20 protein-coding genes are annotated in these 21,279 nt (G+C 70.6%); 11 read left to right on the top strand and 9 right to left on the bottom strand.

Going from position 1 to position 21,279, the window contains the following annotated elements; genetic code table 11:
- Positions 1-102: 102 nt before the first annotated feature.
- A complete protein-coding gene (locus tag OG432_RS14505) occupies positions 103-2,520 on the bottom strand; it encodes a cation-translocating P-type ATPase (RefSeq protein WP_328311358.1) in 2,418 nt (805 codons plus the stop codon).
- Positions 2,521-2,626: 106 nt separating this feature from the next.
- Positions 2,627-2,953 carry a DUF2530 domain-containing protein gene (locus tag OG432_RS14500; RefSeq protein ID WP_328311357.1) on the bottom strand — a complete coding sequence of 109 codons (327 nt, stop codon included), beginning with the start codon at positions 2,951-2,953 and terminating at the stop codon, positions 2,627-2,629.
- A 209-nt stretch (positions 2,954-3,162) separates the two neighbouring features.
- Between OG432_RS14500 and OG432_RS14495 the strand changes: the two genes are divergently transcribed.
- Positions 3,163-4,617 carry an NCS2 family permease gene (locus tag OG432_RS14495; protein ID WP_328311356.1) on the top strand — a complete coding sequence of 485 codons (1,455 nt, stop codon included), beginning with the start codon at positions 3,163-3,165 and terminating at the stop codon, positions 4,615-4,617.
- A gap of 68 nt (positions 4,618-4,685) precedes the next feature.
- On the opposite strand, the gene OG432_RS14490 is transcribed toward OG432_RS14495, so the two are convergent.
- Positions 4,686-4,868, bottom strand: a complete 183-nt coding sequence (locus OG432_RS14490; protein ID WP_328311355.1) for a ribbon-helix-helix protein, CopG family — start codon at positions 4,866-4,868, stop codon at positions 4,686-4,688.
- A gap of 180 nt (positions 4,869-5,048) precedes the next feature.
- Here OG432_RS14490 and OG432_RS14485 point away from each other — a divergent pair, with 180 nt between their 5' ends.
- Entirely contained in the window at positions 5,049-5,492 is a 444-nt protein-coding gene (locus tag OG432_RS14485; protein ID WP_328311354.1) for a MarR family winged helix-turn-helix transcriptional regulator, read from the top strand.
- A gap of 27 nt (positions 5,493-5,519) precedes the next feature.
- The gene (locus OG432_RS14480; RefSeq protein WP_328311353.1) at positions 5,520-6,857 is read left to right on the top strand and encodes an MFS transporter; all 1,338 of its coding nucleotides are present in this window, start codon (positions 5,520-5,522) and stop codon (positions 6,855-6,857) included.
- Between the two features lie 292 nt (positions 6,858-7,149).
- Here OG432_RS14480 and OG432_RS14475 read toward each other — a convergent pair whose 3' ends face one another.
- The 3 genes from OG432_RS14475 to OG432_RS14465 form a co-directional block, all read right to left on the bottom strand.
- A complete protein-coding gene (locus OG432_RS14475) occupies positions 7,150-8,142 on the bottom strand; it encodes an aldo/keto reductase (RefSeq protein WP_328311352.1) in 993 nt (330 codons plus the stop codon).
- Positions 8,143-8,270: 128 nt separating this feature from the next.
- Positions 8,271-9,281: an aldo/keto reductase gene (locus tag OG432_RS14470; protein WP_328311351.1), complete on the bottom strand. Its 1,011-nt coding sequence runs from the start codon at positions 9,279-9,281 to the stop codon at positions 8,271-8,273.
- Between the two features lie 163 nt (positions 9,282-9,444).
- The gene (locus OG432_RS14465; protein ID WP_328311349.1) at positions 9,445-10,026 is read right to left on the bottom strand and encodes a MarR family winged helix-turn-helix transcriptional regulator; all 582 of its coding nucleotides are present in this window, start codon (positions 10,024-10,026) and stop codon (positions 9,445-9,447) included.
- 35 nt (positions 10,027-10,061) lie between these two features.
- Here OG432_RS14465 and OG432_RS14460 point away from each other — a divergent pair, with 35 nt between their 5' ends.
- A complete protein-coding gene (locus OG432_RS14460) occupies positions 10,062-10,571 on the top strand; it encodes a carboxymuconolactone decarboxylase family protein (RefSeq protein WP_328311348.1) in 510 nt (169 codons plus the stop codon).
- Positions 10,572-10,674: 103 nt separating this feature from the next.
- On the opposite strand, the gene OG432_RS14455 is transcribed toward OG432_RS14460, so the two are convergent.
- A complete protein-coding gene (locus OG432_RS14455) occupies positions 10,675-11,358 on the bottom strand; it encodes a DUF4232 domain-containing protein (protein ID WP_328311347.1) in 684 nt (227 codons plus the stop codon).
- 188 nt (positions 11,359-11,546) lie between these two features.
- Here OG432_RS14455 and OG432_RS14450 point away from each other — a divergent pair, with 188 nt between their 5' ends.
- Positions 11,547-12,698 carry a DUF2786 domain-containing protein gene (locus tag OG432_RS14450; RefSeq protein WP_443058387.1) on the top strand — a complete coding sequence of 384 codons (1,152 nt, stop codon included), beginning with the start codon at positions 11,547-11,549 and terminating at the stop codon, positions 12,696-12,698.
- A 489-nt stretch (positions 12,699-13,187) separates the two neighbouring features.
- On the top strand, positions 13,188-15,248 hold the full coding sequence (locus tag OG432_RS14445) for an FUSC family protein (RefSeq protein WP_328311345.1): 2,061 nt from the start codon (positions 13,188-13,190) through the stop codon (positions 15,246-15,248).
- 61 nt (positions 15,249-15,309) lie between these two features.
- On the opposite strand, the gene OG432_RS14440 is transcribed toward OG432_RS14445, so the two are convergent.
- Positions 15,310-15,768, bottom strand: coding sequence for a hypothetical protein (locus OG432_RS14440; RefSeq protein ID WP_328311344.1), 459 nt, complete (start codon positions 15,766-15,768; stop codon positions 15,310-15,312).
- Between the two features lie 329 nt (positions 15,769-16,097).
- On the opposite strand from OG432_RS14440, the gene OG432_RS14435 reads away from it, so the two are divergent.
- Positions 16,098-16,337 carry a DUF397 domain-containing protein gene (locus tag OG432_RS14435; protein ID WP_053724624.1) on the top strand — a complete coding sequence of 80 codons (240 nt, stop codon included), beginning with the start codon at positions 16,098-16,100 and terminating at the stop codon, positions 16,335-16,337.
- A 75-nt stretch (positions 16,338-16,412) separates the two neighbouring features.
- Here the strand turns inward: OG432_RS14435 and OG432_RS14430 are convergent, their stop codons facing one another.
- Positions 16,413-16,913, bottom strand: coding sequence for an ATP-binding protein (locus tag OG432_RS14430; protein WP_328311343.1), 501 nt, complete (start codon positions 16,911-16,913; stop codon positions 16,413-16,415).
- A gap of 291 nt (positions 16,914-17,204) precedes the next feature.
- On the opposite strand from OG432_RS14430, the gene OG432_RS14425 reads away from it, so the two are divergent.
- The 4 genes from OG432_RS14425 (at position 17,205) to OG432_RS14410 (ending at position 20,894) form a co-directional block, all read left to right on the top strand.
- Positions 17,205-18,104, top strand: a complete 900-nt coding sequence (locus OG432_RS14425) for a helix-turn-helix domain-containing protein (protein WP_328311342.1) — start codon at positions 17,205-17,207, stop codon at positions 18,102-18,104.
- A gap of 81 nt (positions 18,105-18,185) precedes the next feature.
- Positions 18,186-19,643: an aldehyde dehydrogenase family protein gene (locus OG432_RS14420; protein WP_328311341.1), complete on the top strand. Its 1,458-nt coding sequence runs from the start codon at positions 18,186-18,188 to the stop codon at positions 19,641-19,643.
- Positions 19,644-19,769: 126 nt separating this feature from the next.
- On the top strand, positions 19,770-20,306 hold the full coding sequence (locus tag OG432_RS14415; RefSeq protein WP_328311340.1) for a DinB family protein: 537 nt from the start codon (positions 19,770-19,772) through the stop codon (positions 20,304-20,306).
- A gap of 18 nt (positions 20,307-20,324) precedes the next feature.
- Positions 20,325-20,894 carry a PadR family transcriptional regulator gene (locus OG432_RS14410; RefSeq protein ID WP_328311339.1) on the top strand — a complete coding sequence of 190 codons (570 nt, stop codon included), beginning with the start codon at positions 20,325-20,327 and terminating at the stop codon, positions 20,892-20,894.
- Positions 20,895-21,279: the final 385 nt, after the last annotated feature.

Below are 21,279 nucleotides of genomic sequence, written 5' to 3'. Positions count from 1 at the left end.
GGGCCGTTCGCGCAGTTGCCCGCGCCCCTAGCGGTATTGGTGCCGGCCCGCGCGAGCATCCCAGCCCGTCATGGGGGTCCCCAGGGGCCGGGGCCGGCGGCCCTAGTCCGGGTAGCGGAGCGTCACGCGGCGCCATACCAGTTCGAGCAGGGCCGAGGCCAGGATCGCGATGCCGACGGCGGTCCACGGCATCACCGACCCGACCAGCTTCAGCGCGAAGAAGTTCTGCAGCCACGGCACCGCGAGGACCAGCAGGAACGCCACGCCCATGGAGACGACCAGGGCGATCCGCCACCACGTGTAGGGGCGGGCGATGATCGCCAGGACCCACATCGAGACCAGGAAGAGGGTCAGCGTGGTGACGCTGGTCTCCGCGTCCAGATCGCCGGGGCCGGTGTAGTACGCCCGCGCGATCATGTACGTCACGAACGTGGCCACCCCCGCGATGACTCCGCTGGGGATCGCGTACCGCATCACCCGCCGCACGAAGTGCGGTTTGGCGCGCTCCTTATTGGGCGCGAGGGCCAGGAAGAACGCCGGGATGCCGATGGTGAAGGTGGACAGGAGGGTCAAGTGCCGTGGCAGGAAGGGGTATTCGACCTGGAAGCAGACCACGAGGACCGCGAGCAGGACCGAGTACACCGTCTTGGTGAGGAACAGCGTGGCCACGCGCGTGATGTTGCCGATCACGCGGCGGCCCTCCGCGACCACCGACGGCAGCGTCGAGAAGCTGTTGTTCAGCAGGACGATCTGGGCGACCGCCCGGGTCGCCTCGGAGCCCGAGCCCATGCTCACGCCGATGTCCGCGTCCTTGAGCGCGAGCACGTCGTTGACTCCGTCGCCGGTCATCGCGACCGTGTGCCCGCGTGACTGGAGGGCTGCCACCATGTCGCGCTTCTGCTGCGGGGTGACCCGGCCGAAGACGGAGTTGGCGTCGAGCATGTCGGCCATCTCGGCCTGTTCGGTGGGGAGTTGGCGCGCGTCCACGGTGTCGGCCGCGCCGGGCAGGCCGAGCTTTCCGGCCACGGCGCCCACCGACACCGCGTTGTCGCCGGAGATGACCTTGGCCTTGACGTTCTGGTCCGCGAAGTAGCGCAGGGTGTCGGCCGCGTCGGGCCGCAGCCGCTGCTCGAGGACGACCAGGGCGGCGGGCTCGGCGTCGGAGGCGATGGCGGGGTCGTCCAGTTCGCGCGGTGCGCGGGCGAGCAGCAGCACGCGCAGGCCCTGCTCGTTGAGCGCGTCGATCTCGGAGAGCGCCGGGTCGCCCGGCTTCAGGAGCACGTCCGGTGCGCCGAGCAGCCAGGTGCTGTTCTCGCCGTCGCCCTCACTGAACGCGGCGCCGCTGTACTTGCGGGCCGAGGAGAACGGCAGTGACTCGGTGCAGCGCCACGCCTCGCTGTCCGGGTAGGCGTCGATGATGGCCTGGAGGGAGGCGTTGGGCCGGGGGTCGGACTCACCGAGCGCGCCGAGCACGGTGCGTATGTACGCCTCGTCCGAGCCGTTCAGGGGCCGCAGCTCCGTGACGTCCATGCCGCCCTCGGTGAGCGTGCCCGTCTTGTCGAGGCACACCACGTCGACGCGGGCCAGGCCCTCGATCGCGGGGAGTTCCTGGACCAGGCACTGCTTGCGGCCGAGGCGGATGACGCCGATCGCGAAGGCGACCGAGGTCAGCAGGACGAGCCCTTCGGGAATCATCGGGACGATGCCGCCCACGGTGCGGGCGATGGAGTCCTTGATGTTGTTGTCCTTGACCACCAGCTGGCTGATGACCAGGCCCAGCGCGGTGGGGATCATCATCCACGTGACGTACTTGAGGATGGTGGAGATGCCGCTGCGGAGCTCGGAGTGGACGAGCGTGAACCGGCTGGCCTCCTCGGCCAGTTGAGCCGCGTACGCCTCCCGGCCGACCTTGGTCGCGGTGAACGCTCCGCCGCCCGCCACGACGAAGGCGCCCGACATCATGGTGTCGCCGGGCTTCTTCAGGACCGGGTCGGCCTCGCCGGTCAGGAGCGACTCGTCGACCTCCAGGCCGTCCGCCTCGACCGCCTGGCCGTCCACCACGATCTTGTCGCCGGGCCCGAGCTCGATGACGTCGCCGAGCACGATCTCGGACGTGGCGATCTCCGTCGCGGCCCCGTCGCGTCGCACCGTGGGCCGCGCCTCGCCGATGACCGCGAGGCTGTCCAGGGTCTTCTTCGCGCGCATCTCCTGGATGATGCCGATGCCGGTGTTGGCGATGATCACGAAGCCGAAGAGGCTGTCCTGGATCGGCGCCACCACGAGCATGACCGCCCAGAGCACGCCGATGATCGCGTTGAACCGGGTGAAGACGTTGCCCCGGACGATCTCGGCGGTGGAGCGACTGCTGCGCACGGGAACGTCGTTGACCTCGCCGCGCGCCACCCGCTCGGCGACCTCGGCCGTGGTCAGGCCGCCGGACGGCCGGGCCCGCTCCGGGAGCCGCATGGGGTGGACGGGGTCGAGTTCCGCCCCGGCGTCGATGTTGGCGCGCTGCGTCATGTTTTCGACGGTACGGGGGGAATGGGCGCTTCACCTGCCGGGGCGGCCCAACCTCCGACTCCGGGAGGAGGCGAATGGTCCCTGGGCCGTACGCGGGTCCCGGAGGTCAGCGACCTTCGGCCCTTGCGCCGCCCGCGCCGTCGGCCCCGTTGTCGCGGCCGCCGTCGCCGGCGCCGGCGGCCGCCTGCTCGGCGGCGTGCCGCTTGAGCGCGGCGTCGCGGCCCCGGACGTACCAGATGCCGATGAGACCGAGGCCGCCGCCGGCCAGGCAGGTCCACACCCACCACACGTGGCCGTGGTCGTCGAACCAGCCGTAGAAGGGGAGCTGGACGAGGAAGAGGACGAACCAGAGGATCGTGCCTCCGGTGATGGTGGCGACCACGGGGCCCTCAAGGGGCTCCGGCGCCTCGTGCTGGGGTGTCCACTTCGCCATGCGATCAGTGTAGGGCGCGGCCTTTTGGCGGGATCCCACCCTGGGGCAGGCCCGGTCGGCCCTTGGATCTACGCGCGGAGATGGTGATCTTCGACCTATGTATTCATACTGAAACTGCTTACGGCTGACTCATTCTGTTCGGTAGAACGTCCAAAGAAGTTCGGGTACGTGCCGTTCCCTTTCCCGCCCCTCCACGACTGAGGTCCCGCATGCCCCCCTCGGCCCCCGACACGGTCGACGCCGCAGCTCAGCCGCCGGCACCCACCCCGCCGGTCAACGGACTCGACCGCTATTTCAAGATCTCCGAGCGGGGTTCGACGTTCTCCCGCGAGATCCGTGGCGGGTTCGCGACCTTCTTCGCGATGGCGTACATCATCGTGCTGAACCCGATCATCCTCGGCAGCGCGAAGGACATGTACGGGCACCAGCTCGACGGCGGCCAGTTGGTCACCGCGACCGTGCTGACCGCCGCCTTCACCACGCTGCTCATGGGCGTCATCGGCAACGTGCCGATCGCGCTCGCGGCGGGGCTCGGCGTCAACACCGTGGTCGCCCTCCAGCTGGCGCCCCGGATGAGCTGGCCCGACGCCATGGGCATGGTCGTCCTGGCCGGCTTCGTGGTGATGCTCCTGGTCGCCACCGGGCTGCGCGAGCGCGTCATGAACGCGGTGCCGCTCGGGCTGCGCAAGGGCATCGCCATCGGCATCGGCCTGTTCATCATGCTGATCGGCCTCGTGGACTCCGGCTTCGTCTCGCGGATGCCGGACGCCGCGCACACCACGGTTCCGCTCCAGCTCGGCGGCAACGGTCACCTGCTCGGCTGGCCGGTCCTGGTCTTCGTCCTCGGTGTGCTGCTCACGCTCGCGCTGATGGTCCGCAAGGTGCCGGGCGCGATCCTGATCTCCATCGTCGCGATGACCGTCCTCGCGATGATCATCAACGCGGTGGCGACCGTGCCCTCCTGGGGTCTGACGACCCCGAAGTGGCCGGGCAACCCCGTGGATGCCCCGGACTTCGGGCTGGTCGGCCAGGTCAGTCTCTTCGGCGGGTTCTCCCGGGTGGGCTTCCTGACCGGCATCCTCTTCGTCTTCACCGTGCTGCTGTCGTGCTTCTTCGACGCGATGGGCACGATCATGGGCATCAGCGACGAGGCGGGGCTCACCGACGCCGAGGGGAACATGCCGGGCATGAACCGGGTGCTGTTCGTCGACGGCATCGCGGTCGCGGTGGGCGGGGCGTCGTCCTCGTCCGCGACGACGTGCTTCGTGGAGTCCACGGCGGGGGTCGGCGAGGGGGCGCGGACCGGGCTCGCGAACGTCGTCACGGGCGGGCTCTTCACCGTGGCGCTCTTCCTCACGCCGATCGCCACGATGGTGCCGTCCCAGGCGGCCACGCCCGCGCTGCTCGCGGTGGGCTTCCTGATCCTTTCCGGTTCGATCCGCGAGATCGACTGGGCGGACTGGACCATTGCGATCCCGGCGTTCGTGACGATGCTGATGATGCCGTTCACGTACTCGATCACCAATGGCATCGGTATGGGCTTCATCGCCTTCACGGTGCTGCGGCTCGTGGCCGGGCGGGCTCGGGAGATCCCCATCGCGATGTACATCGTGTCGGCGGTGTTCGCCTTCTACTACCTGATGCCGGCCCTGGGCCTGACCTGACCCCCTGGGACTCCGCCCCGGACCCCGTTCACGGCCGTGTCCGGAAAGCCGGCCCTCAGGAGGCAGGCCTACGCCGCCCCGTAAAACCTCTCCGTCTCGTCGACCGCCGCCTTGAACCGCTCGTCGAAGTCGTCGCGCATGAGCGTCCGGACCACATAGTCCTGGACGCTCATTCCGCGTTTCGCGGCATGCCGCTTGAGCCGTTCGAGCAGCTCACCGTCTATGCGCAGGCTGAGCACGCTGGTCCCCATGGAGCGAGGGTGGCCGCCCGCCGGGGCCCCGCGCGTCGCTTTTCGCCGACTACTCACTCGTTCGGGTGATAGTCCCCGTGACCCCCGGGCGGGCTGGGGCGCGAACACGCCGGTGTGGCGCTGGACACCCCCGCTTCATCCAGTGGTATTTAGCCAGAGTAATGAGTTACGCTAACAAACATGTCTGACCTGCCCCACGGCACAGGCGACAACGCCGCCGCCGTGAACTCCCTGCGCTCGGCCGTCATGCGGCTGAGCCGGCGCCTCAAGCACCAGCGCGTCGACGAATCGCTCAGCCCGACCGAGATGTCGGTGCTCGGCACACTCTTCCGCTGCGGCTCGGCCACCCCCGGTGAGCTGGCCCGCAAGGAGCACGTACAGCCGCCGTCGATGACCCGGATCGTCGCACTGCTTGAGTCGAAGGGCCTGGTCAGGCTGGAGCCACACCCCGATGACCGCCGCCAGAAGGTGGTCAGCCAGACCGAAGAGGCCGAGGCGATGCTCGAAGAGAGCCGCCGCAAGCGCAACGCCTGGCTGGCCTCCCTCGCGGAAGGTCTGGACGAGGACGAATGGGCGAAGCTGCGCGCGGCCGCCCCGGTCCTGGAGAAGCTCGCACATCTGTAAACGCGCATCGCAAGGAGGCGAGCCCTTTTGAGTACGGGATCCGGAGCAGACTCCGCCCCCGCACCTACCCCTACCTACAACAAGCGCGGCGGGGGGACGTTCTCCTCGCTGGGCGTCCGTAACTACCGGCTGTTCTTCTCCGGCGCCATCGTGTCCAACGTAGGCACCTGGATGGCCCGGATCACCCAGGACTGGCTGGTCCTGACCATCACCGGATCCTCGGTCGCGGTCGGCATCACCACCGCCATGCAGTTCCTGCCGATGCTCCTGTTCGGCCTGTACGGCGGCGTCATAGCCGACCGGTTCGCCAAGCGGAACATCCTGTTCGTGACGCAGGCGGCGATGGGGCTCGGCGGGCTGTTCCTCGCCGTGATGACCCTGTCCGGGCACGTCCAGGTGTGGCACGTCTATCTCACGGCCTTCTTCACCGGTCTGGTCACCGTCGTCGACAACCCGACGCGGCAGTCCTTCGTCTCCGAGATGGTCGGGCCCGACCGGGTGCGCAACGCCGTCAGCCTCAACTCGGCGAACTTCCAGTCCGCCCGGCTCGTCGGCCCCGCCGTCGCCGGCCTCGTGATGGCGGCCGTCGGACCCGGCTGGGCGTTCCTCGCGAACGGCCTGTCGTTCACCGCGCCGCTGATCATGCTGACGCTGATGCGCACCAAGGACCTGCAGCCGACCAAGCTCGCCCCGCGCGGCAAGGGCCAGCTGAAGGAAGGGCTCGCGTACGTGTCCGAGCGGCCCGAGCTGATCTGGCCGATCGTCCTGGTGGGCTTCGTCGGCACCTTCGGGTTCAACTTCCCCATCTGGCTGAGCGCGTTCGCCTCCGACGTCTTCCACGGCGACTCCGGCATGTACGGCCTGTTCAACAGCCTGATGGCGATCGGCTCGCTCGTCGGCGCGCTGCTCGCGGCCCGTCGCTCCACCACCCGGCTGCGGATGCTGGCCGGCGCCGCCGTGCTGTTCGCGCTCCTTGAGATCGTCGCGGCCGGTTCGCCCGACATCGGCGTGTTCATGGCGTTGCTCATCCCCGTCGGCATCCTCGGCCTGACGGTGAACGTGACCGCCAACGCCTCGGTGCAGATGGCCACCGACCCCGAGATGCGCGGCCGTGTGATGAGCCTGTTCATGATGGTCTTCACCGGCGGCACCCCGCTGGGCGGTCCGCTCTTCGGCTGGCTCACCGACGTCTACGGCGTCCGCGTCAGCCTCGCGCTCGGCGGCCTCATCTGCGGTGCGGCGGCGGTCGGCGTGGGTCTGATGCTGGCCCGCGCGGCCAACCTGCGCCTGAAGGTCGATGTGCGCCCCGGACACCGGCACCTGGAGTTCGTGCCCCGCGACCGGACGCTGGTGGCAGCCGCCTGACGTCCTGACGCCCCGCACGACGGCCCGGCCCCCCAGGGGGCCGGGCCGTCGTGCGCGATGTGCGAGGCGGTCGCCCGCTCGCGGGGCGTTCGGCTCGGGCGGTTACGCTCAAGGGGTGGACCCGAAGACCAGGAACCGGATCATGGCCGGTGTGCTCGTGCTGATGTTCGTCGTGGTGGCGGTGGCGGCCGCCGTCGGCTGACCCCCACTCCACCCTCGCGTACGACCCGCTCGCGGTGTACGGCCCGTCCCGTCGCGCGTACGCCTCGCGCGTGGCCTACGGGCCCGTGGCCTACCAGGCGAAGGCCTCCGGGGACGGCCCGGGGCCGGGGAAGATGTCGTCGAGCGCGGTCAGGAACTCCTCGGGCAGGTCGATCTCGACCGCCCGCACCGCCGCGTCGAGCTGGTCCGCCGTACGCGGGCCGACGATCGGACCCGCGACGCCCGGCCGCGTCAACAGCCAGGCCAGCGCCACCTCGGCGGGGTCGAGGTCGTGCTTGGCGACCAGTTCCTCGTACGCCTGCACCTGCTGCCGTACCGCCGGGACGGACAGGGCCTGCGCGGCGAGGCCGCCCTTGGACCGGCCCGCCGTGCCCTCGCGCTCCTTGCGCAGGATGCCGCCGAGCATGCCGCCGTGCAGCGGCGACCACGGGATGACCCCGAGCCCGTACTCCTGGGCGGCCGGGACGATCTCCATTTCGGCGCGGCGTTCGGCGAGGTTGTAGAGGCACTGCTCGCTGACGAGGCCGAGGCGTCCGGTGCGGGCGGCGATCTCGTTGGCCTGGGCGATCTTGTAGCCGGGGAAGTTGGACGAGCCGGCGTAGAGGATCTTGCCCTGGGTGATGAGGACGTCGATCGCCTGCCAGATCTCCTCGAACGGGGTCAGGCGGTCGATGTGGTGGAACTGGTAGACGTCGATGTGGTCCGTGCGCAGGCGCTTGAGCGAAGCCTCCACCGAGCGGCGGATGTTGACCGCCGACAGCTTGTGGTGGTTGGGCCAGGCCTCGCCCGCCGCCATGTTGCCGTTGAGCTTGGTGGCGAGGACCGTCTTGTCGCGCCGGTCGCCGCCCTGGGCGAACCAGCTGCCGATGATCTCCTCGGTACGGCCCTTGTTCTCGCCCCAGCCGTACACGTTGGCGGTGTCGAAGAAGTTGATGCCGGCGCCGTGCGCGGCATCCATGATCGCGTGGCTTGCCGCCTCGTCGGTCTGCGGTCCGAAGTTCATCGTCCCCAGGACGATCCTGCTGACCTGGAGACCCGTGCGTCCGAGCTGCGTGTACTTCATGGAAGACAAGGCAACGTCTTCGAGCGCGCTCAAGGCAAGGGGCCGGGCGGGGCTTTCGGACCTCGCCCCACACCGGCACACGGGGCCCGCTTCCTCGCGCACCGGGCCCGGCCCCCGGCGCAGGTGGCCTACCAGGCGAAGGCCTCCGGCGAGGGACCCGGGCCGGGGAAGATCTCGTCGAGAGCGCCGAGCAGCTCCTCGCTCAGCTCCAACTCCACGGCGCGCAGCGCCGATTCGAGATGGGCGGGGGTGCGCGGGCCGACGATGGGCCCGGTCACGCCGGGGCGCGACAGCAGCCAGGCAAGCGCCACCTCGCCCGGGTCGAGGTCGTGCTTGGCGAGCAGGTTCTCGTACGCCTCGACCCGGCCCCGCACGGCGGGGTCGGCCAGGCCCGCGGCCGAGCGGCCGGTCCTGGTGGTGCGTGCGCCCGTGCCGTCGCGCTCCTTGCGCAGTGCGCCGCCGAGCAGCCCCTGGTGCAGCGGCGACCACGGGATGACCCCGAGCCCGTACTCCTGGGCGGCCGGGATGATCTCCATTTCGGCGCGGCGTTCGGCGAGGTTGTAGAGGCACTGCTCGCTGACGAGGCCGAGGCGTCCGGTGCGGGCGGCGATCTCGTTGGCCTGGGCGATCTTGTAGCCGGGGAAGTTGGACGAGCCGGCGTAGAGGATCTTGCCCTGGGTGATGAGGACGTCGATCGCCTGCCAGATCTCCTCGAACGGGGTCAGGCGGTCGATGTGGTGGAACTGGTAGATGTCGATGTGGTCCGTGCGCAGGCGCTTGAGCGAAGCCTCCACCGAGCGGCGGATGTTGACCGCCGACAGCTTGTTGTGGTTGGGCCAGGCCTCGCTGCTCCACCGCTTGCCGGGCGTCATGTCCCCGTACATCTTGGTGGCCAGGACGACCTTGTCGCGGCGGCCGCCGCCCTGGGCGAACCAGGAGCCGAGGATCTTCTCGGTGAGTCCCTTGTCCTCGTCGATGCCATAGATGTTGGCGGTGTCGACGAAGTTGATGCCCGCCTCCAGGGCGGCGTCCAAGAGGGCGTGGCTGCCGGCCTCGTCGGTTTCGCTGCCGAAGTTCATCGTGCCGAGGACGAGACGGCTGACCTGGAGTCCGGTGCGTCCGAGCTGTGTGTACTTCATGGCCCCATCAAAGCCTGTTCGTGTGGGCTCGAAGCAAGGGTCGGGGTGAGGCCGTCGGGTCGTCCGTGCGGCCTTCCGTCCGGCCCCCGTCCGGCCCCCATCCGGTCTCAACTGCCGTGCCCCAGTTGCCGTGCCTCAGCCCCCGTGCCTCAACTGCCGTGCCTCAACTGCCCAACCAGCTGGAGGCGTCGAGGCGGAAGGCCTCCGGCGGCACGGCCGTGCGCAGCGACGCTTCGAGCTCGCGCAGCCGGTCGTGGCCCAGGGTCTCGCCCCAGCTCGCCCGGAGCTCGTCGAACACGGCCGCCGAGCGCGCGAGCGCGTCGAGACCGTGCGGGGTGAGCCGGACCAGTTTGCGCCGGGCGTCGCCGGGGTCGTCGGCCCGCTCGGCGTAGCCCAGCGCGATGAGGCGGTCCACCGTCTTGCCGGCCGCCTGCTTGGAGACGCCGAGCCTGCGGCCGATCTCGCTGGCGGTCGACCCGGGAAGCCCGATGGCCTGGAGGGCGAAGCCGTGGGCCGGGCGCAGGTCGGGGTGGCCCTGGCGGGCGAGTTCGGCGTGCAGCCGGTCGATGAGCGAGCGGAACCCGGCGAGGAGGAGCAGCGGGAGCTCGTATCCGGGCGCGTCGGGGGGCGGCGCGGCGGCGCGGCGGGGCGCGGAGCCGGCCTCGTGCGCAGCGGCCTCGTGCGCACCGACGTTGCGTGAATCGACAACCTGGTTTACCTTTTTTTCGTCAACCACGTTGTCCATTCTAGTCCCCGGCCGTACTAATGAAGGGCTTCACCATGTTCACCGAGCACACCCTGGAAACGGCCCCGGCCGCCGCCCGCAAGTCGCTGGAGGCAGTCGCCCGCCACCTGGGCCGGATCGCCCCGGCCGCCGCCAAGATGGCCGGCTCCCCGCACCTCCTCGACGGCTTCCTCAAGCTGAACGGCATCTTCGAGCAGACCACCCTGGAGCCGGTCGCGCGCGAGGTCCTCGTCATGACGGTGGCGGTGCGCAACGAGTGCCACGTGTGCGTGGCGATGCACACCGGAAGGCTGCGCGCGCTGGGCGCCGACGAAGAGCTGGTGGCCGCCCTGAACGAGCGCCGCCCGCTCGCCGACCCGGAGCTGGATGCCGTACGCCGCTTCACCCTCGCGGTCCTCGAAAAGGCCGGCGGAGTCGAGGACGAGACCGTCAAGGACTTTCTGTCGTACGGGTACACCGAGCAGAACGCCCTCGAAGTGGTGCTCGGCATCGGCACCTACACGCTGTCCACCTTCGCGAACCGCCTGACCGGCGCGGCCATGTGACCACGTCGAGGTGACCACGTTGCGGTGACCACGTCGAGGTGACCACGTCGAGGTGATCGGATCGCGGTGGTTACTGTGAACGGAGGTGGTCACCTCGCGTCGGTCACTTCGAGCCGACGGGGCTCACATAGGTGCCGGGGTGGGTCGCGCCGTCCTGGAGCAGGACAGGGGAGAAGGTCCACGGCAGGGTGTGCGCATGGGTCTCGTCCGGCGGGGTGATAACGATCGACTTCGGCTGGAACTCCTGTCCGTCGCCTTGGTCGAACGGCAGGTAGAAGATCGTGAAGGTGGTCGTCGCGCCGGGCCGTACGGTGACCGTCGCGGGGGACTGGGAGGTCTGGCGGGTCAGGGACCACCTGGTCGTGCCGCCGACCAGGTCGACGCCCGGATAGCCCTTCAGCACGCAGGACTTGGTGCCCTTGTTGGTGAGCGTGATGGTGACGGCGCCCTGCGAACCCTTCGACTGGGCCCCGCTGCCGGGGGCGACGGCGAAGGCGAGCCCGGACGTCCGGCAGCGGTCGCCGTCAGGACCGGTTCCGGTTCCGGTGCCGGTTCCGGTTCCCGCATTGGTGCCGCCGCCGGTGCCGCCGCCGGAGGGGGCCATGGTGCGGCCGCCGTCCGCACCGGGGGAGCCGGATGCTGTTCCGGTGCTGCCGGTGGCGGTGTTGCCCGGGGTGTCGGTGGCGACCCGGCCGGAGCCGTCGCCATCGCCGCCGCAGGCGGTCAGGGTCAGGCCGGCGCTGAGGGCGATGATCGCGGCCAGGGGAGCGGTGCGCAGATGCGGCACGGCGATCCTTTCGTTGGGCGGGCCGGTTCCGGGGGCCGGTGGGGCGGCCCGCGTTTCGTGGTTCCGTCGGACAGCTGGGACGATTGTCGGGTCTGTGGCGCGAAGATTCGTTGAGGAGAGACGTCCATGTCGGTGGGGCCCAGCGCGGTGACGGTGAGCCGGTCGCGCGTACGCGGTGCGGTGCGGTGATGGGGGCCGTGGACCGGGCCTTCGCGGCGGCGCTGTACATCGAGGGCGACGCCGCCCTCGACACCGGCGCCTCTCTGCTCGCCGCCGCGCCCGACGCCGACGCCGAACTCGCCCTGCGCGGGCGGGAGTTCGTGCGGCGGGCCTGGGAGCGGGGCTGGCAGCCCGCCGACGTCGCGCGGATCGTACGGCGTGACCTGGACGAGCCCCAGGTACGCATCCTCGGCGGCCTGGTCCGCGACGAGCTGGCCCGTTACGAGCGGCTGCCCGCGCGCTGGCAGGGGCAGGTCGACGAGCTGCCGCGCGAGGCGTGGCGGGCCGACCGCTTCTCGTACGCCACCGCCGTCCTCGAGCTGTACCGGCTGCTGCTCGCGCTGCCCGCGATCGAGCCGGCCGGGCCGGTGCCCGGTGCCTCCGTGCTCGGGCCGCCGGTGCACGGCGAACCGAAGGCGCTGGCCCGGATCCGGGCGCTGCTCGCCAAGGCCGAGGCGACCGGGTTCCCCGAGGAGGCGGAGGCGCTCAGCACCAAGGCGCAGGAACTGATGGCGCGGCACAGCGTGGACGAGGCGCTGCTCGCGGCGCGCGGGACCGGCGGGGAGGCGCCGGGGGCGTGCCGGATCGGGGTGGACGCGCCGTACGAGACGGCGAAGGCGATCCTGCTCGACGCGGTCGCCTCCGCCAACCACTGCCGGGCGGTGTGGAACTCCGAGCTCGGCTTCACGACGGTCGTCGGCTTCGAGGGTGACCTGGAGGCGGTCGAGCTGCTGTACACCTCGCTGCTCGTGCAGGGCACGGCGGCGATGACGAAGGCCGAGGCGGCGCAGCGGGCGGGGGGACGCAAGCGCACGAAGACGTTCCGGCAGTCGTTCCTGCTGGCGTACGCGGGGCGGCTCGGCGACCTGCTGTCCGCGACGGCGCGGCATGTGGAGGCCGAGTTCGCGGGGGAGCTCCTTCCCGTCCTTGCGACGCGGGCGGTGGCTGTCGCGGGGCGGGCGGAGGAGATGTTCCCGCGGACCGTCTCGACGCGGGTGCGGGGTGTGTCCGACGAGTCCGGCTGGCGCGACGGCCGAGCCGCCGCCGACCAGGCCCACCGCCCCCCGGGGGGCTCCACCCCCCACCCCGATCGCACCTTGACGCCGCCCGGCACCGAGTAGCTGAGGGATGCGGGGCTGTGACCTTTGTGCGGCTGCGCCGCGGTGGGCGCGACCGGTCGGCACCGGGTCACTTGCAGGGGCGCGGGGCTGTGACCTTTGCGCGGCTGCGCCGCGGTGGGCGCGACCGGTCGGCACCGGGTCACCTACAGGGGCGCGGGGCTGTGACACTTGCGCGGCTCCGCCGCGGTGGGCGCGACTGGTCGGCACCGGGTCACCTACAGGGGCGCGGGGCTGTGACCTTTGCGCGGCTGCGCCGCGGTGGGCGCGACGGGCCGGTGCCGGGTCACCTACAGGGCGCGGGGCTGTGACACTTGCGCGGCTCCGCCGCGGTGGGCGCGACTGGTCGGCACCGGGTCACCTACAGGGGCGCGGGGAACTGCGCGACCAGCCACGCACGGCCCGCACCCGAAAGCGAACCGGGTTTTTTCAGGGGCGCGGGGAACTGCGCGGAGCGGCCCGCTCGGTGGGGATGACGTTACGCTCGGGATCATGAGCTGGCTCCGGGCGTTGAAGGAGACCGCCCGTTCGGGGCTGAAGGTGGAGCCACGACGCCTCGAACCCCTCGTCGCACTGCGCGGCGCCGCCGGCCTCGCCGTAGTCGTAGGGATCAGCCTCACCCTCTTCGGCCCCTCCGTCGCCGCGAGCTCCGCGTTCGGCGCGTTCCAGGGCGCCATCGCCACGTATCAGCGCAGCTGGCGCCCGCGCCCCGCACTCGCCCTCGCCTCCGGGCTCTCCCTCGCGATCTCCACCTTCCTCGGCTACCTCGTCGGCACGCACTCCCCCTTCTTCCTGCTGCTGCTCGCGCTCTGGACGTTCCTGGCCGGCCTCGCGTGGGCGGTCGGGCCGACCGTCGGCGTGATCGCCTCGTCCAACGTGGCGATCATGCTGGTCACCGTCACGCTGCCCAGCTCGCTCGCCGAAGCCGCCGGGCACGCCGCGATGATCGCGTTCGGCGGGGTCGTACAGGCCGCTCTCGTCGTCCTGTTCCCCATCCGCCGGTGGGGCGCGCAGCGCGACGCGCTCGCGGACGCGCTTGCCGCGGAGGCCGACTACGCGCGGCGGCTGCGGCACGACCCGGTCGCCCCGTTCGACCCGCAGCCCCTCATGACCGCCCGGCTCGCCGCCGCCGTCACCCCGCGCGAGGCCCGCCGCCGCCCCTCCCAGCTCCACGGCTCCCGTGGCGTCGCCGAGCGCATCAGGCCCGTGCTCGCCTCGCTCGCCGACCCGGCGCTCGGCGTCCCCGAGGAGGGCGTGGAGCGCGACCGCGTACGGGAGTTGCTCGCCGCCGCGGCCACCGTCCTCGATGCCGCCGCCCGCGCCGTGCGGCACGGCGAGGCCGCCGTCATCCCGCCCGCCGCCGAGGCCGCGCTCGCCACCCCCGACACCGGGGCCATTCTCACCGGCCCCGCCCGCCGCGCCGCGGCCCGGCTCATCGCGCTGCTCGCGGACGTCGTCGAAACCGCACAGGGCGGCGGCACGGGCGCGGGAGCCGAGCCCCTGCTCAGGCCCACCCTGCCCCGTCTGGTCCCGCTGGCCCTGCGCACCATGCGCGCCGAAGCCACCAACCGGCACTCGCCGGTCTTCCGGCACGCCGTCCGGGTCTGCGCGGTCGCCACGGCCGGCTATCTGCTCGGCCACGTCCTGCCGTTCGGGCACGGCTACTGGGCCCCGATGGCCTCGGTGATGGTGATGCGCCCGGACTTCTCGCTCACCTACGCGCGAGCGGTCGCCCGCTTCGGCGGCACCCTCGTCGGCGTCGCGCTCGCCACCGGCATCGTGCAGCTTACCCACCCCGACACCGGGCTCTCCGCCGCCATCGCGGTGACCTGCGCGTTCCTGGCCTACCTGCTGATGCGTACGGGATACGCGGTGCTGAGCGGCTGCGTCTCCGCGTACGTCGTCTTCCTGCTCGGCATGGGCGGCCTCCAGTGGACCCAGACCGTGCCCGACCGGGTCTTCCTGACGCTGATCGGTGGCGCGCTCGCGATGGTCTCGTACGCCGTCTACCCGGCCTGGGAGACCCCGCGCCTGCGCACCCGCCTCGCCGACTGGCTTGCCGCGAGCGGGCGTTACGCCTCGGCGGTCGTCGCCCACTACGCCGACCCGGGCCGCGGCTCTCGCGAGGTCCGCCAGGCGCTGCTCGACACCCGCGCGGCCCGCATCGCCTGGCAGGAAGCGCTCGACAAGGCCACCCACGAGCCGGTGCGCCACCGCGGGCTCTCGCGTTCCTCGGCCGAGGAAGCCGCCCATGCGCTCGGCCAGTTGGGGCGTACGGCCATGCTGATGGAGGCGCACCTGCCGGAAGGGGACGCGGTGCCGGTGCCGGCCGCCGCGCAACTCGCCGAGGCGCTGCGCGAGGCGACCGAGCGGGGGGCGAAGGCGGTACGGGAGCGGCGGGTTCCGCAGTGGGAGGAGGTCGAGCAGGCGCTGGCCGCCTGGGACGGCGAGGGCGTGCCCGACCGCGTCGTACGCAGCGGCGCGAGCCTCGTCCTGCACTGCCTCGACGACCTGACCGACGCCCTGACCGTGCCGGACTCGCCGCAGGCGTGATGCGTCCGCCTCCGCGCCCATCACCCGGGGTGCACAAGGGAGTTGTGTGTGGGGGCGGGGGTTACAGGGAGGGTGCGTCGGTCGGCAGTGTCCCGTTCGTGGTACGGCGGAAGGTCTCCCTCGTGAAGCCTTCCCAGTCGACCTCAAGGACGTCGGCGTTCTTGAACGTGAGCATGCCTTGGGAGCGCTCCTTGTCGCCCTCGCCGCACGCGATCATCTTGACCATCGTCGTGCCCGCCACTTCGCTGAACCTACCGGCGCAGAAGTGGCTGCCGGTAAGGGTGACGGTGTGCTGAGAGGTGAAGAGGAGGACGACCTCCTTGTCGGCGTCAGAAGTCCACACCCCCCTGAGGACGCCGCCTTTCGTCGCCGTGCCGTTGCCGCCCGATCCGGATGCGGCGGCCCCCGTGGCGACCGAGGCCGGATCGGTCCTCTTGTCGCCGCTGCCGCAACCTGTCAGAACGAGCGCGGCCGCGAGCCCTACCGCCGTGAGTCCGGCGGTAGGGATGTGTCTGTGCACGGTGTGTCTTCCCCCTGTGAACGGTCGCGTCCCTGAACGGCGTCCAGGAACGCGACAAATTACCAGTCGGGGTGCTTCGTCCCGCCGGACGTGCGGGCGATCGGGCGGGGGCTTGAACCAGACAGGGCCTGACGGCGTCTCTTCCTCGGGGCGAGCAACACGGAGAGGAACGTGGGGAAGCGCGATTCGCGTGCGCGGGGATGCGGCTGTAACCGCCCGGGTACCCCGCGTGCACGTGCATCTTCCCATGCAGGCGCACATGAACACAGCTATGATCCGGGTCAGTTGACCATTCACAGTTGCACGTCTGCACATTCCCGGGAGCGACCTTGCACCACGCGTACAACGGCATGGCGGCAGCGGAGCTTCAGGGTGCCGCGTGGCAGAAGAGCCGGCACAGCAACTCGCAGGGGTCCTGCGTCGAGTTCGCCAAACTGCCGGGGGGAGGGGTGGCGGTACGCAACTCACGCCACCCCGACGGGCCTGCCCTGGTCTACACCAGGGCGGAGATCGAGGCGATGCTGCTCGGGATCAAGGACGGGGAGTTCGACCACCTGATAGCGGACTGACGGCGGCCTGAGCGCGGCCCGGCGGCGGACCGGCGGAGCGGCGTCGGACCGGCTCGGGGGTGCGCGGCCCCGTGTTCACTCGGCCGGCTGGAGGCGGAACAGCGCCCACACGACCTTGCCGCCGACCGCTCCCGTGAGCGGGTGCCAGCCCCAGCTGTCGGCGAACGACTCGACCAGGAACAGGCCGCGGCCGGATTCCGCGCCGAAGTCGTCGGGCTCGCGCTCGACCGGGCTGTCGTCGCTGGGGTCGCGCACCGCGCACACCAGCCGGCTCGTCCAGCGCATGAGGTGCAGGCGTACCGGCACTTCGGTCTCGCGCGGGGTGTCCGCGGGCAGCGCGTGGCGCAGGGCGTTGGTGACGAGTTCGGAGACGACCAGGGCGACGTCGTCGAAACAGTCCGTGAGGTCCCACTGCGTCAGCGTGGATCTGGTGAACTTCCGTGCCCCGCCCACCGCTTCGAAGCGGGCGGGCAGCGCGCACGAGGCGGAACCGGCCACGGTCGAGGGGTCGAAGGGGGGAAGCGCCTGCCTTAAGGGCTGGCAAGGCTCCAGCATGGTCGATCCATTCGTCCCCATGCGAGGCACTCCCGGGTTCGCGGCCGTGGCGGTACAGGACGCAAGCGACTAGACGCAGTTGAGCACGCAGGTGCGCGAGGACCATGGTTCCGAATGCTTCGGCCCGATGCAAGGGCAGATGCACGTGCACGTGACCGACCTGTCCCCGACCGTGCCGTTTCTTGCTCATTTCTTCCTCAGAAGTTCCTCAGGCCGATTTCACTCCTTGACCATTTCCGTAATCGCGCGGGTACGGGGTGAAGCGTTTTGATGGCAGACTGCACCGCACCATTGGATGGGGAGGACGGCGAAGTGACCGCAGGGGAGGCATGGGGATCCCCCCGGCCGAGCGCAGTCGAGGCCGGCGGAGGCTCCGTGGTCCGGCGCATTCTGCTGGGATCTCAGCTCAGGCGCCTGCGCGAGTCGCGCGGCATCACGCGGGAAGCTGCCGGGTACTCGATCCGGGCGTCCGAGTCCAAGATCAGTCGTATGGAGTTGGGGCGCGTGAGCTTCAAGGCCAGGGATGTCGAGGACCTGCTCACGCTCTACGGCGTCGGCGACGAATCCGAGCGCATGTCACTGCTCGGCCTCGCCAAGGAGGCCAACATCGCGGGCTGGTGGCACAGCTTCGGCGATGTGCTGCCCGGCTGGTTCCAGACATATATCGGTCTGGAGGGCGCCGCCTCGGTGATCCGTACCTATGAAGTCCAGTTCGTGCACGGCCTGTTGCAGACCGAGGCGTACGCCCACGCAGTCGTGTCGCGCGGCATGCACGGGGCTCCCGCCGCAGAGATCGACAAGCGCGTCGCGCTGCGTCTCGAACGGCAGAAGGCCCTGGTGTCCGAGCGGGCCCCCCAGTTCCACGCGGTCCTCGACGAGGCCGCGCTGCGCCGCCCGTACGGCGAACGCGAAGTGATGCGGGGCCAGTTGAGGCACCTCATCGAAATGTCGGAGCAGCCCAACATCCACCTCCAGGTGATGCCGTTCAGCTTCGGCGGGCACGCGGGTGAGAGCGGCGCCTTCACGATGCTGCGGTTCCCCGAGTCGGACCTGTCGGACATCGTCTATCTCGAACAGCTCACCTCCGCCCTGTATTTGGACAAGGCGGAAGAGGTCGCCCAGTACGAACGCGCCATGGCCCGACTGCAACAGGACAGCCCAGGCCCCGAGGAAAGCCGCGATCTTCTGCGCGGACTCCTTCAACTCAGCTGACTCATCAGTAGGATGACGTCACATCAGGCCAGTTACGCGGTTGACCGCGCGGAGCCGGCGGACACAGCAGTAGGGGATGGCATGTCCTTCTTCACCGACCTCGCCCACCAGTTCATAGACGGCCAGTGGCGCACCGGCAGCGGGTCGTGGGACATCATCGACTTCGATCCTTACAACGGGGAGAAGCTCGCCGCCATCACCGTGGCCACCGTCGAAGAGGTGGACGAGGCCTACCGCGCCGCCCAGCGCGCCCAGCGCGAGTGGGCCGAGACCAACCCCTACACCCGCCGACTCGTCTTCGAGCGCGCCCTGCGGATCACCGAGGAGCGCGAGGCCGAGATCATCGAGGCCATGATCAGTGAGCTGGGCGGCACCCGGCTCAAGGCGGTCTACGAGGTCCATCTCGCCAAGGAGTTCCTGCGCGAGGCGATCCAGCTGGCGCTGCGCCCCGAGGGCCGCATCCTGCCGTCGCCGGTCGACGGCAAGGAGAACCGCGTCTACCGGCTGCCGGTCGGCGTGATCGGTGTGATCAGCCCGTTCAACTTCCCGTTCCTGGTCACCATCAAGTCGATCGCCCCCGCACTGGCGCTGGGCAACGCGGTCGTCATCAAGCCGAACCAGAACGCGCCGGTCGTCGGCGGCGGACTCATCGCGAAGATCTTCAAGGACGCCGGACTCCCGGCGGGCCTGCTGAACGTCCTGGTCACCGACATCGCCGAGATCGGCGACGCGCTGATAGAGCACCCCGTGCCCAAGGTCATCTCCTTCGCGGGCTCCGACCGCACCGGCCGGCACGTCGCCTCCGTCGCCGGCAGCCACTTCAAACGCGTCATCCTGGAGCTGAGCGGCAACAGCGCGCTCGTCGTTCTCGACGACGCGGACCTCGACTACGCGGTGGACGCGGCGGTTTTCAGCCGCTTCGTCTACCAGGGCCAGGTCTGCATGGCGGCCAACCGGATCCTGGTCGACCGGTCGGTGGAAGAGGAGTTCACGGCCAAGTTCCTCGCGAAGGTGGCCTCGCTCAACACGGGCGACCCGGCGGACCCGGCCACCGACATCGGCCCGGTCATCAACAACTTCCAGGCGGACGCGCTCACTTCGCTGGTCGACCAGGCCCTGGCCGAGGGCGCCACCGCGCTGGTACGGGGCACGACCCGCGGCAACCTGGTGGAGCCCACCGTCCTCACGGGGCTGCCCGCCGACTCCTCGGTGCTGCGCCAGGAGATCTTCGGTCCCGTGGCGCTGCTCATCCCCTTCGACGGGGAGGAGGAGGCCGTCCGCATGGCGAACGACAGCCCGTACGGCCTGAGCGGGGCCGTGCACACGGCCAACGTGGAGCGCGGGGTGCGGTTCGCCAAGCGGATCGAGACGGGGATGATGCACGTCAACGACTCCACGATCCAGGACGAACCGCTGGTCGCGTTCGGCGGCGAGAAGTACTCGGGGCTCGGGCGGCTGAACGGAGACTCCACGGTCGAGGCGTTCACCACGCAGAAGTGGATCTCGGTGCAGCACGAGCGGAGCCCGTTCCCGTTCTGAGGGGGTCCGGGTTCTGACGGGGTCCGGGTTCTGACGGGGGCCGACGGGATACGGGATAGCGGACAGGATCTGACCTGTTACCCGCCTACCGTGGTTCAACCAGTCCCGAACGAAGGCGGTTTGACCATGGTTACGCACGTTCCCTCCGCGGCGCACGGCGACGAGCGCGGGGCGCTCCTCCTCTTCGTGGAGGCGCAGCGCGGCGCCGTACGACGCTCGGTCATCGGGCTCACCGAGGAGCAGGCCGCGAGCCGTCCCAGCGCGAGCGCGCTGTCCCTGTCCGGGCTGCTCAAGCACGTCGCGGAGTGCGAGCTGAACTGGCTGCGGATGGCTCAGCAGCGACCGAACGCGCGGCAGCGCGACCAGTCGAACTGGCACGAGAGCTTCCGGCTCGTCGGGGACGAGAGCATCGAGGGAACGCTGGCCTTCTGGGACGAAGTGGCCCTTGAGACCGAGGAGTTCATCCGCAAGGTGCCCTCGCTCGACGACACGTTTCCGCTGCCCGAGGCGCCGTGGTTCCCGAAGGACGGCCAGGTCTCGATGCGCTGGCTGATGATCCACCTGGTGGAGGAGTTCGCCCGGCACGCCGGACACGCCGACATCGTCCGCGAGTCGCTGGACGGCAAGACGGCGTTCGAGCTGGTGGCGCTCGCAAACGGGTGAGGTCATAGGCTGGCGGCCATGTCAACCATCCGCCTCCTCGTTCTCGGCGCGGTACGCCAGAACGGCCGGGCCCACGGCTACCAGGTGCGCAGTGACCTGGAGTACTGGGGCGCCCACGAGTGGTCCAATGCCAAGCCGGGTTCGATCTACCACGCGCTCAAGCAGATGGCGAAGCAGGGCGCGCTCCTCGCCCACGAGGTGGCGCCCAGCACGGCCGGGGGGCCGCCGCGCACGGAGTACGAGCTGACCGCCGAGGGCGAGGCCGAATACCTCCGGCTGCTGCGTGAGGCGTTGTCCTCGTACAACCAGAAGCCGGACGTGATGTCGGCGGCGATCGGCTTCATGGTGGACCTGCCCCGAGCGGAGGTCGTCGCCCTGCTGCGGGCCCGCCTGGAGAAGCTCGCGCGGTGGCGGGAGTCGGTGACGGAGTACTACCTGGGGGGCAAGGGGGCGGAGGAGTTCGGGCACATCGGGGAGATCATGAACATGTGGGTGCACTCTTCCGATGCGGGGGCGGAGTGGACGCGGGGGCTCATTGGGCGGGTCGAGGGCGGCGCGTACCGCTTCGCGGCCGACCCGCCCCCCTGACCCCGGGCCCCCGACCCCGGCCCACCGCCGGGCACCGCCCGCGCAGTTCCCCGCGCCCCCTAAACCCCGGTTCGGGTGCGGGCCGTGGACGGCTGGTCGCGCAGTTCCCCGCGCCCCTCAACCCCGCTTTCGTCCGCGGACCGTGCCCGCGTCTCGCGCAGTTCCCCGCGCCCCTAACCCGCTTACGTCTGCGGACCGTGCCCGCGTCTCGCGCAGTTCCCCGCGCCCCCAAAAAAACCCGCCTTCGTGTGCGGACCGTGCCCGCGTCTCGCGCAGTTCCCCGCGCCCCTAACCCGCTTACGTCTGCGGACCGTGCCCGCTTCTCGCGCAGTTCCCCGCGCCCCTGTAGGGCGCCCGGAGCCGCTCAGTGTTACAGCCCCGCGCC

Source organism: Streptomyces sp. NBC_00442 (assembly GCF_036014195.1).
Classification (GTDB): domain Bacteria; phylum Actinomycetota; class Actinomycetes; order Streptomycetales; family Streptomycetaceae; genus Streptomyces.
The sequence above is the reverse complement of the archived record's forward strand: the minus strand, read 5'-3'. Positions and strand labels throughout refer to the sequence as shown.

Bases quoted from the DNA above. Each gene is read 5' to 3' on its own strand.
- OG432_RS14505 (WP_328311358.1), bottom strand. From the start codon at position 2,520: ATGACGCAGCGCGCCAACATCGACGCCGGGGCGGAACTCGACCCCGTC.
- OG432_RS14500 (WP_328311357.1), bottom strand. From the start codon at position 2,953: ATGGCGAAGTGGACACCCCAGCACGAGGCGCCGGAGCCCCTTGAGGGC.
- OG432_RS14495 (WP_328311356.1), top strand. From the start codon at position 3,163: ATGCCCCCCTCGGCCCCCGACACGGTCGACGCCGCAGCTCAGCCGCCG.
- OG432_RS14490 (WP_328311355.1), bottom strand. From the start codon at position 4,868: ATGGGGACCAGCGTGCTCAGCCTGCGCATAGACGGTGAGCTGCTCGAA.
- OG432_RS14485 (WP_328311354.1), top strand. From the start codon at position 5,049: ATGTCTGACCTGCCCCACGGCACAGGCGACAACGCCGCCGCCGTGAAC.
- OG432_RS14475 (WP_328311352.1), bottom strand. From the start codon at position 8,142: ATGAAGTACACGCAGCTCGGACGCACGGGTCTCCAGGTCAGCAGGATC.
- OG432_RS14470 (WP_328311351.1), bottom strand. From the start codon at position 9,281: ATGAAGTACACACAGCTCGGACGCACCGGACTCCAGGTCAGCCGTCTC.
- OG432_RS14465 (WP_328311349.1), bottom strand. From the start codon at position 10,026: ATGGACAACGTGGTTGACGAAAAAAAGGTAAACCAGGTTGTCGATTCA.
- OG432_RS14460 (WP_328311348.1), top strand. From the start codon at position 10,062: ATGTTCACCGAGCACACCCTGGAAACGGCCCCGGCCGCCGCCCGCAAG.
- OG432_RS14450 (WP_443058387.1), top strand. From the start codon at position 11,547: ATGGGGGCCGTGGACCGGGCCTTCGCGGCGGCGCTGTACATCGAGGGC.
- OG432_RS14445 (WP_328311345.1), top strand. From the start codon at position 13,188: ATGAGCTGGCTCCGGGCGTTGAAGGAGACCGCCCGTTCGGGGCTGAAG.
- OG432_RS14430 (WP_328311343.1), bottom strand. From the start codon at position 16,913: ATGGGGACGAATGGATCGACCATGCTGGAGCCTTGCCAGCCCTTAAGG.
- OG432_RS14420 (WP_328311341.1), top strand. From the start codon at position 18,186: ATGTCCTTCTTCACCGACCTCGCCCACCAGTTCATAGACGGCCAGTGG.
- OG432_RS14415 (WP_328311340.1), top strand. From the start codon at position 19,770: ATGGTTACGCACGTTCCCTCCGCGGCGCACGGCGACGAGCGCGGGGCG.
- OG432_RS14410 (WP_328311339.1), top strand. From the start codon at position 20,325: ATGTCAACCATCCGCCTCCTCGTTCTCGGCGCGGTACGCCAGAACGGC.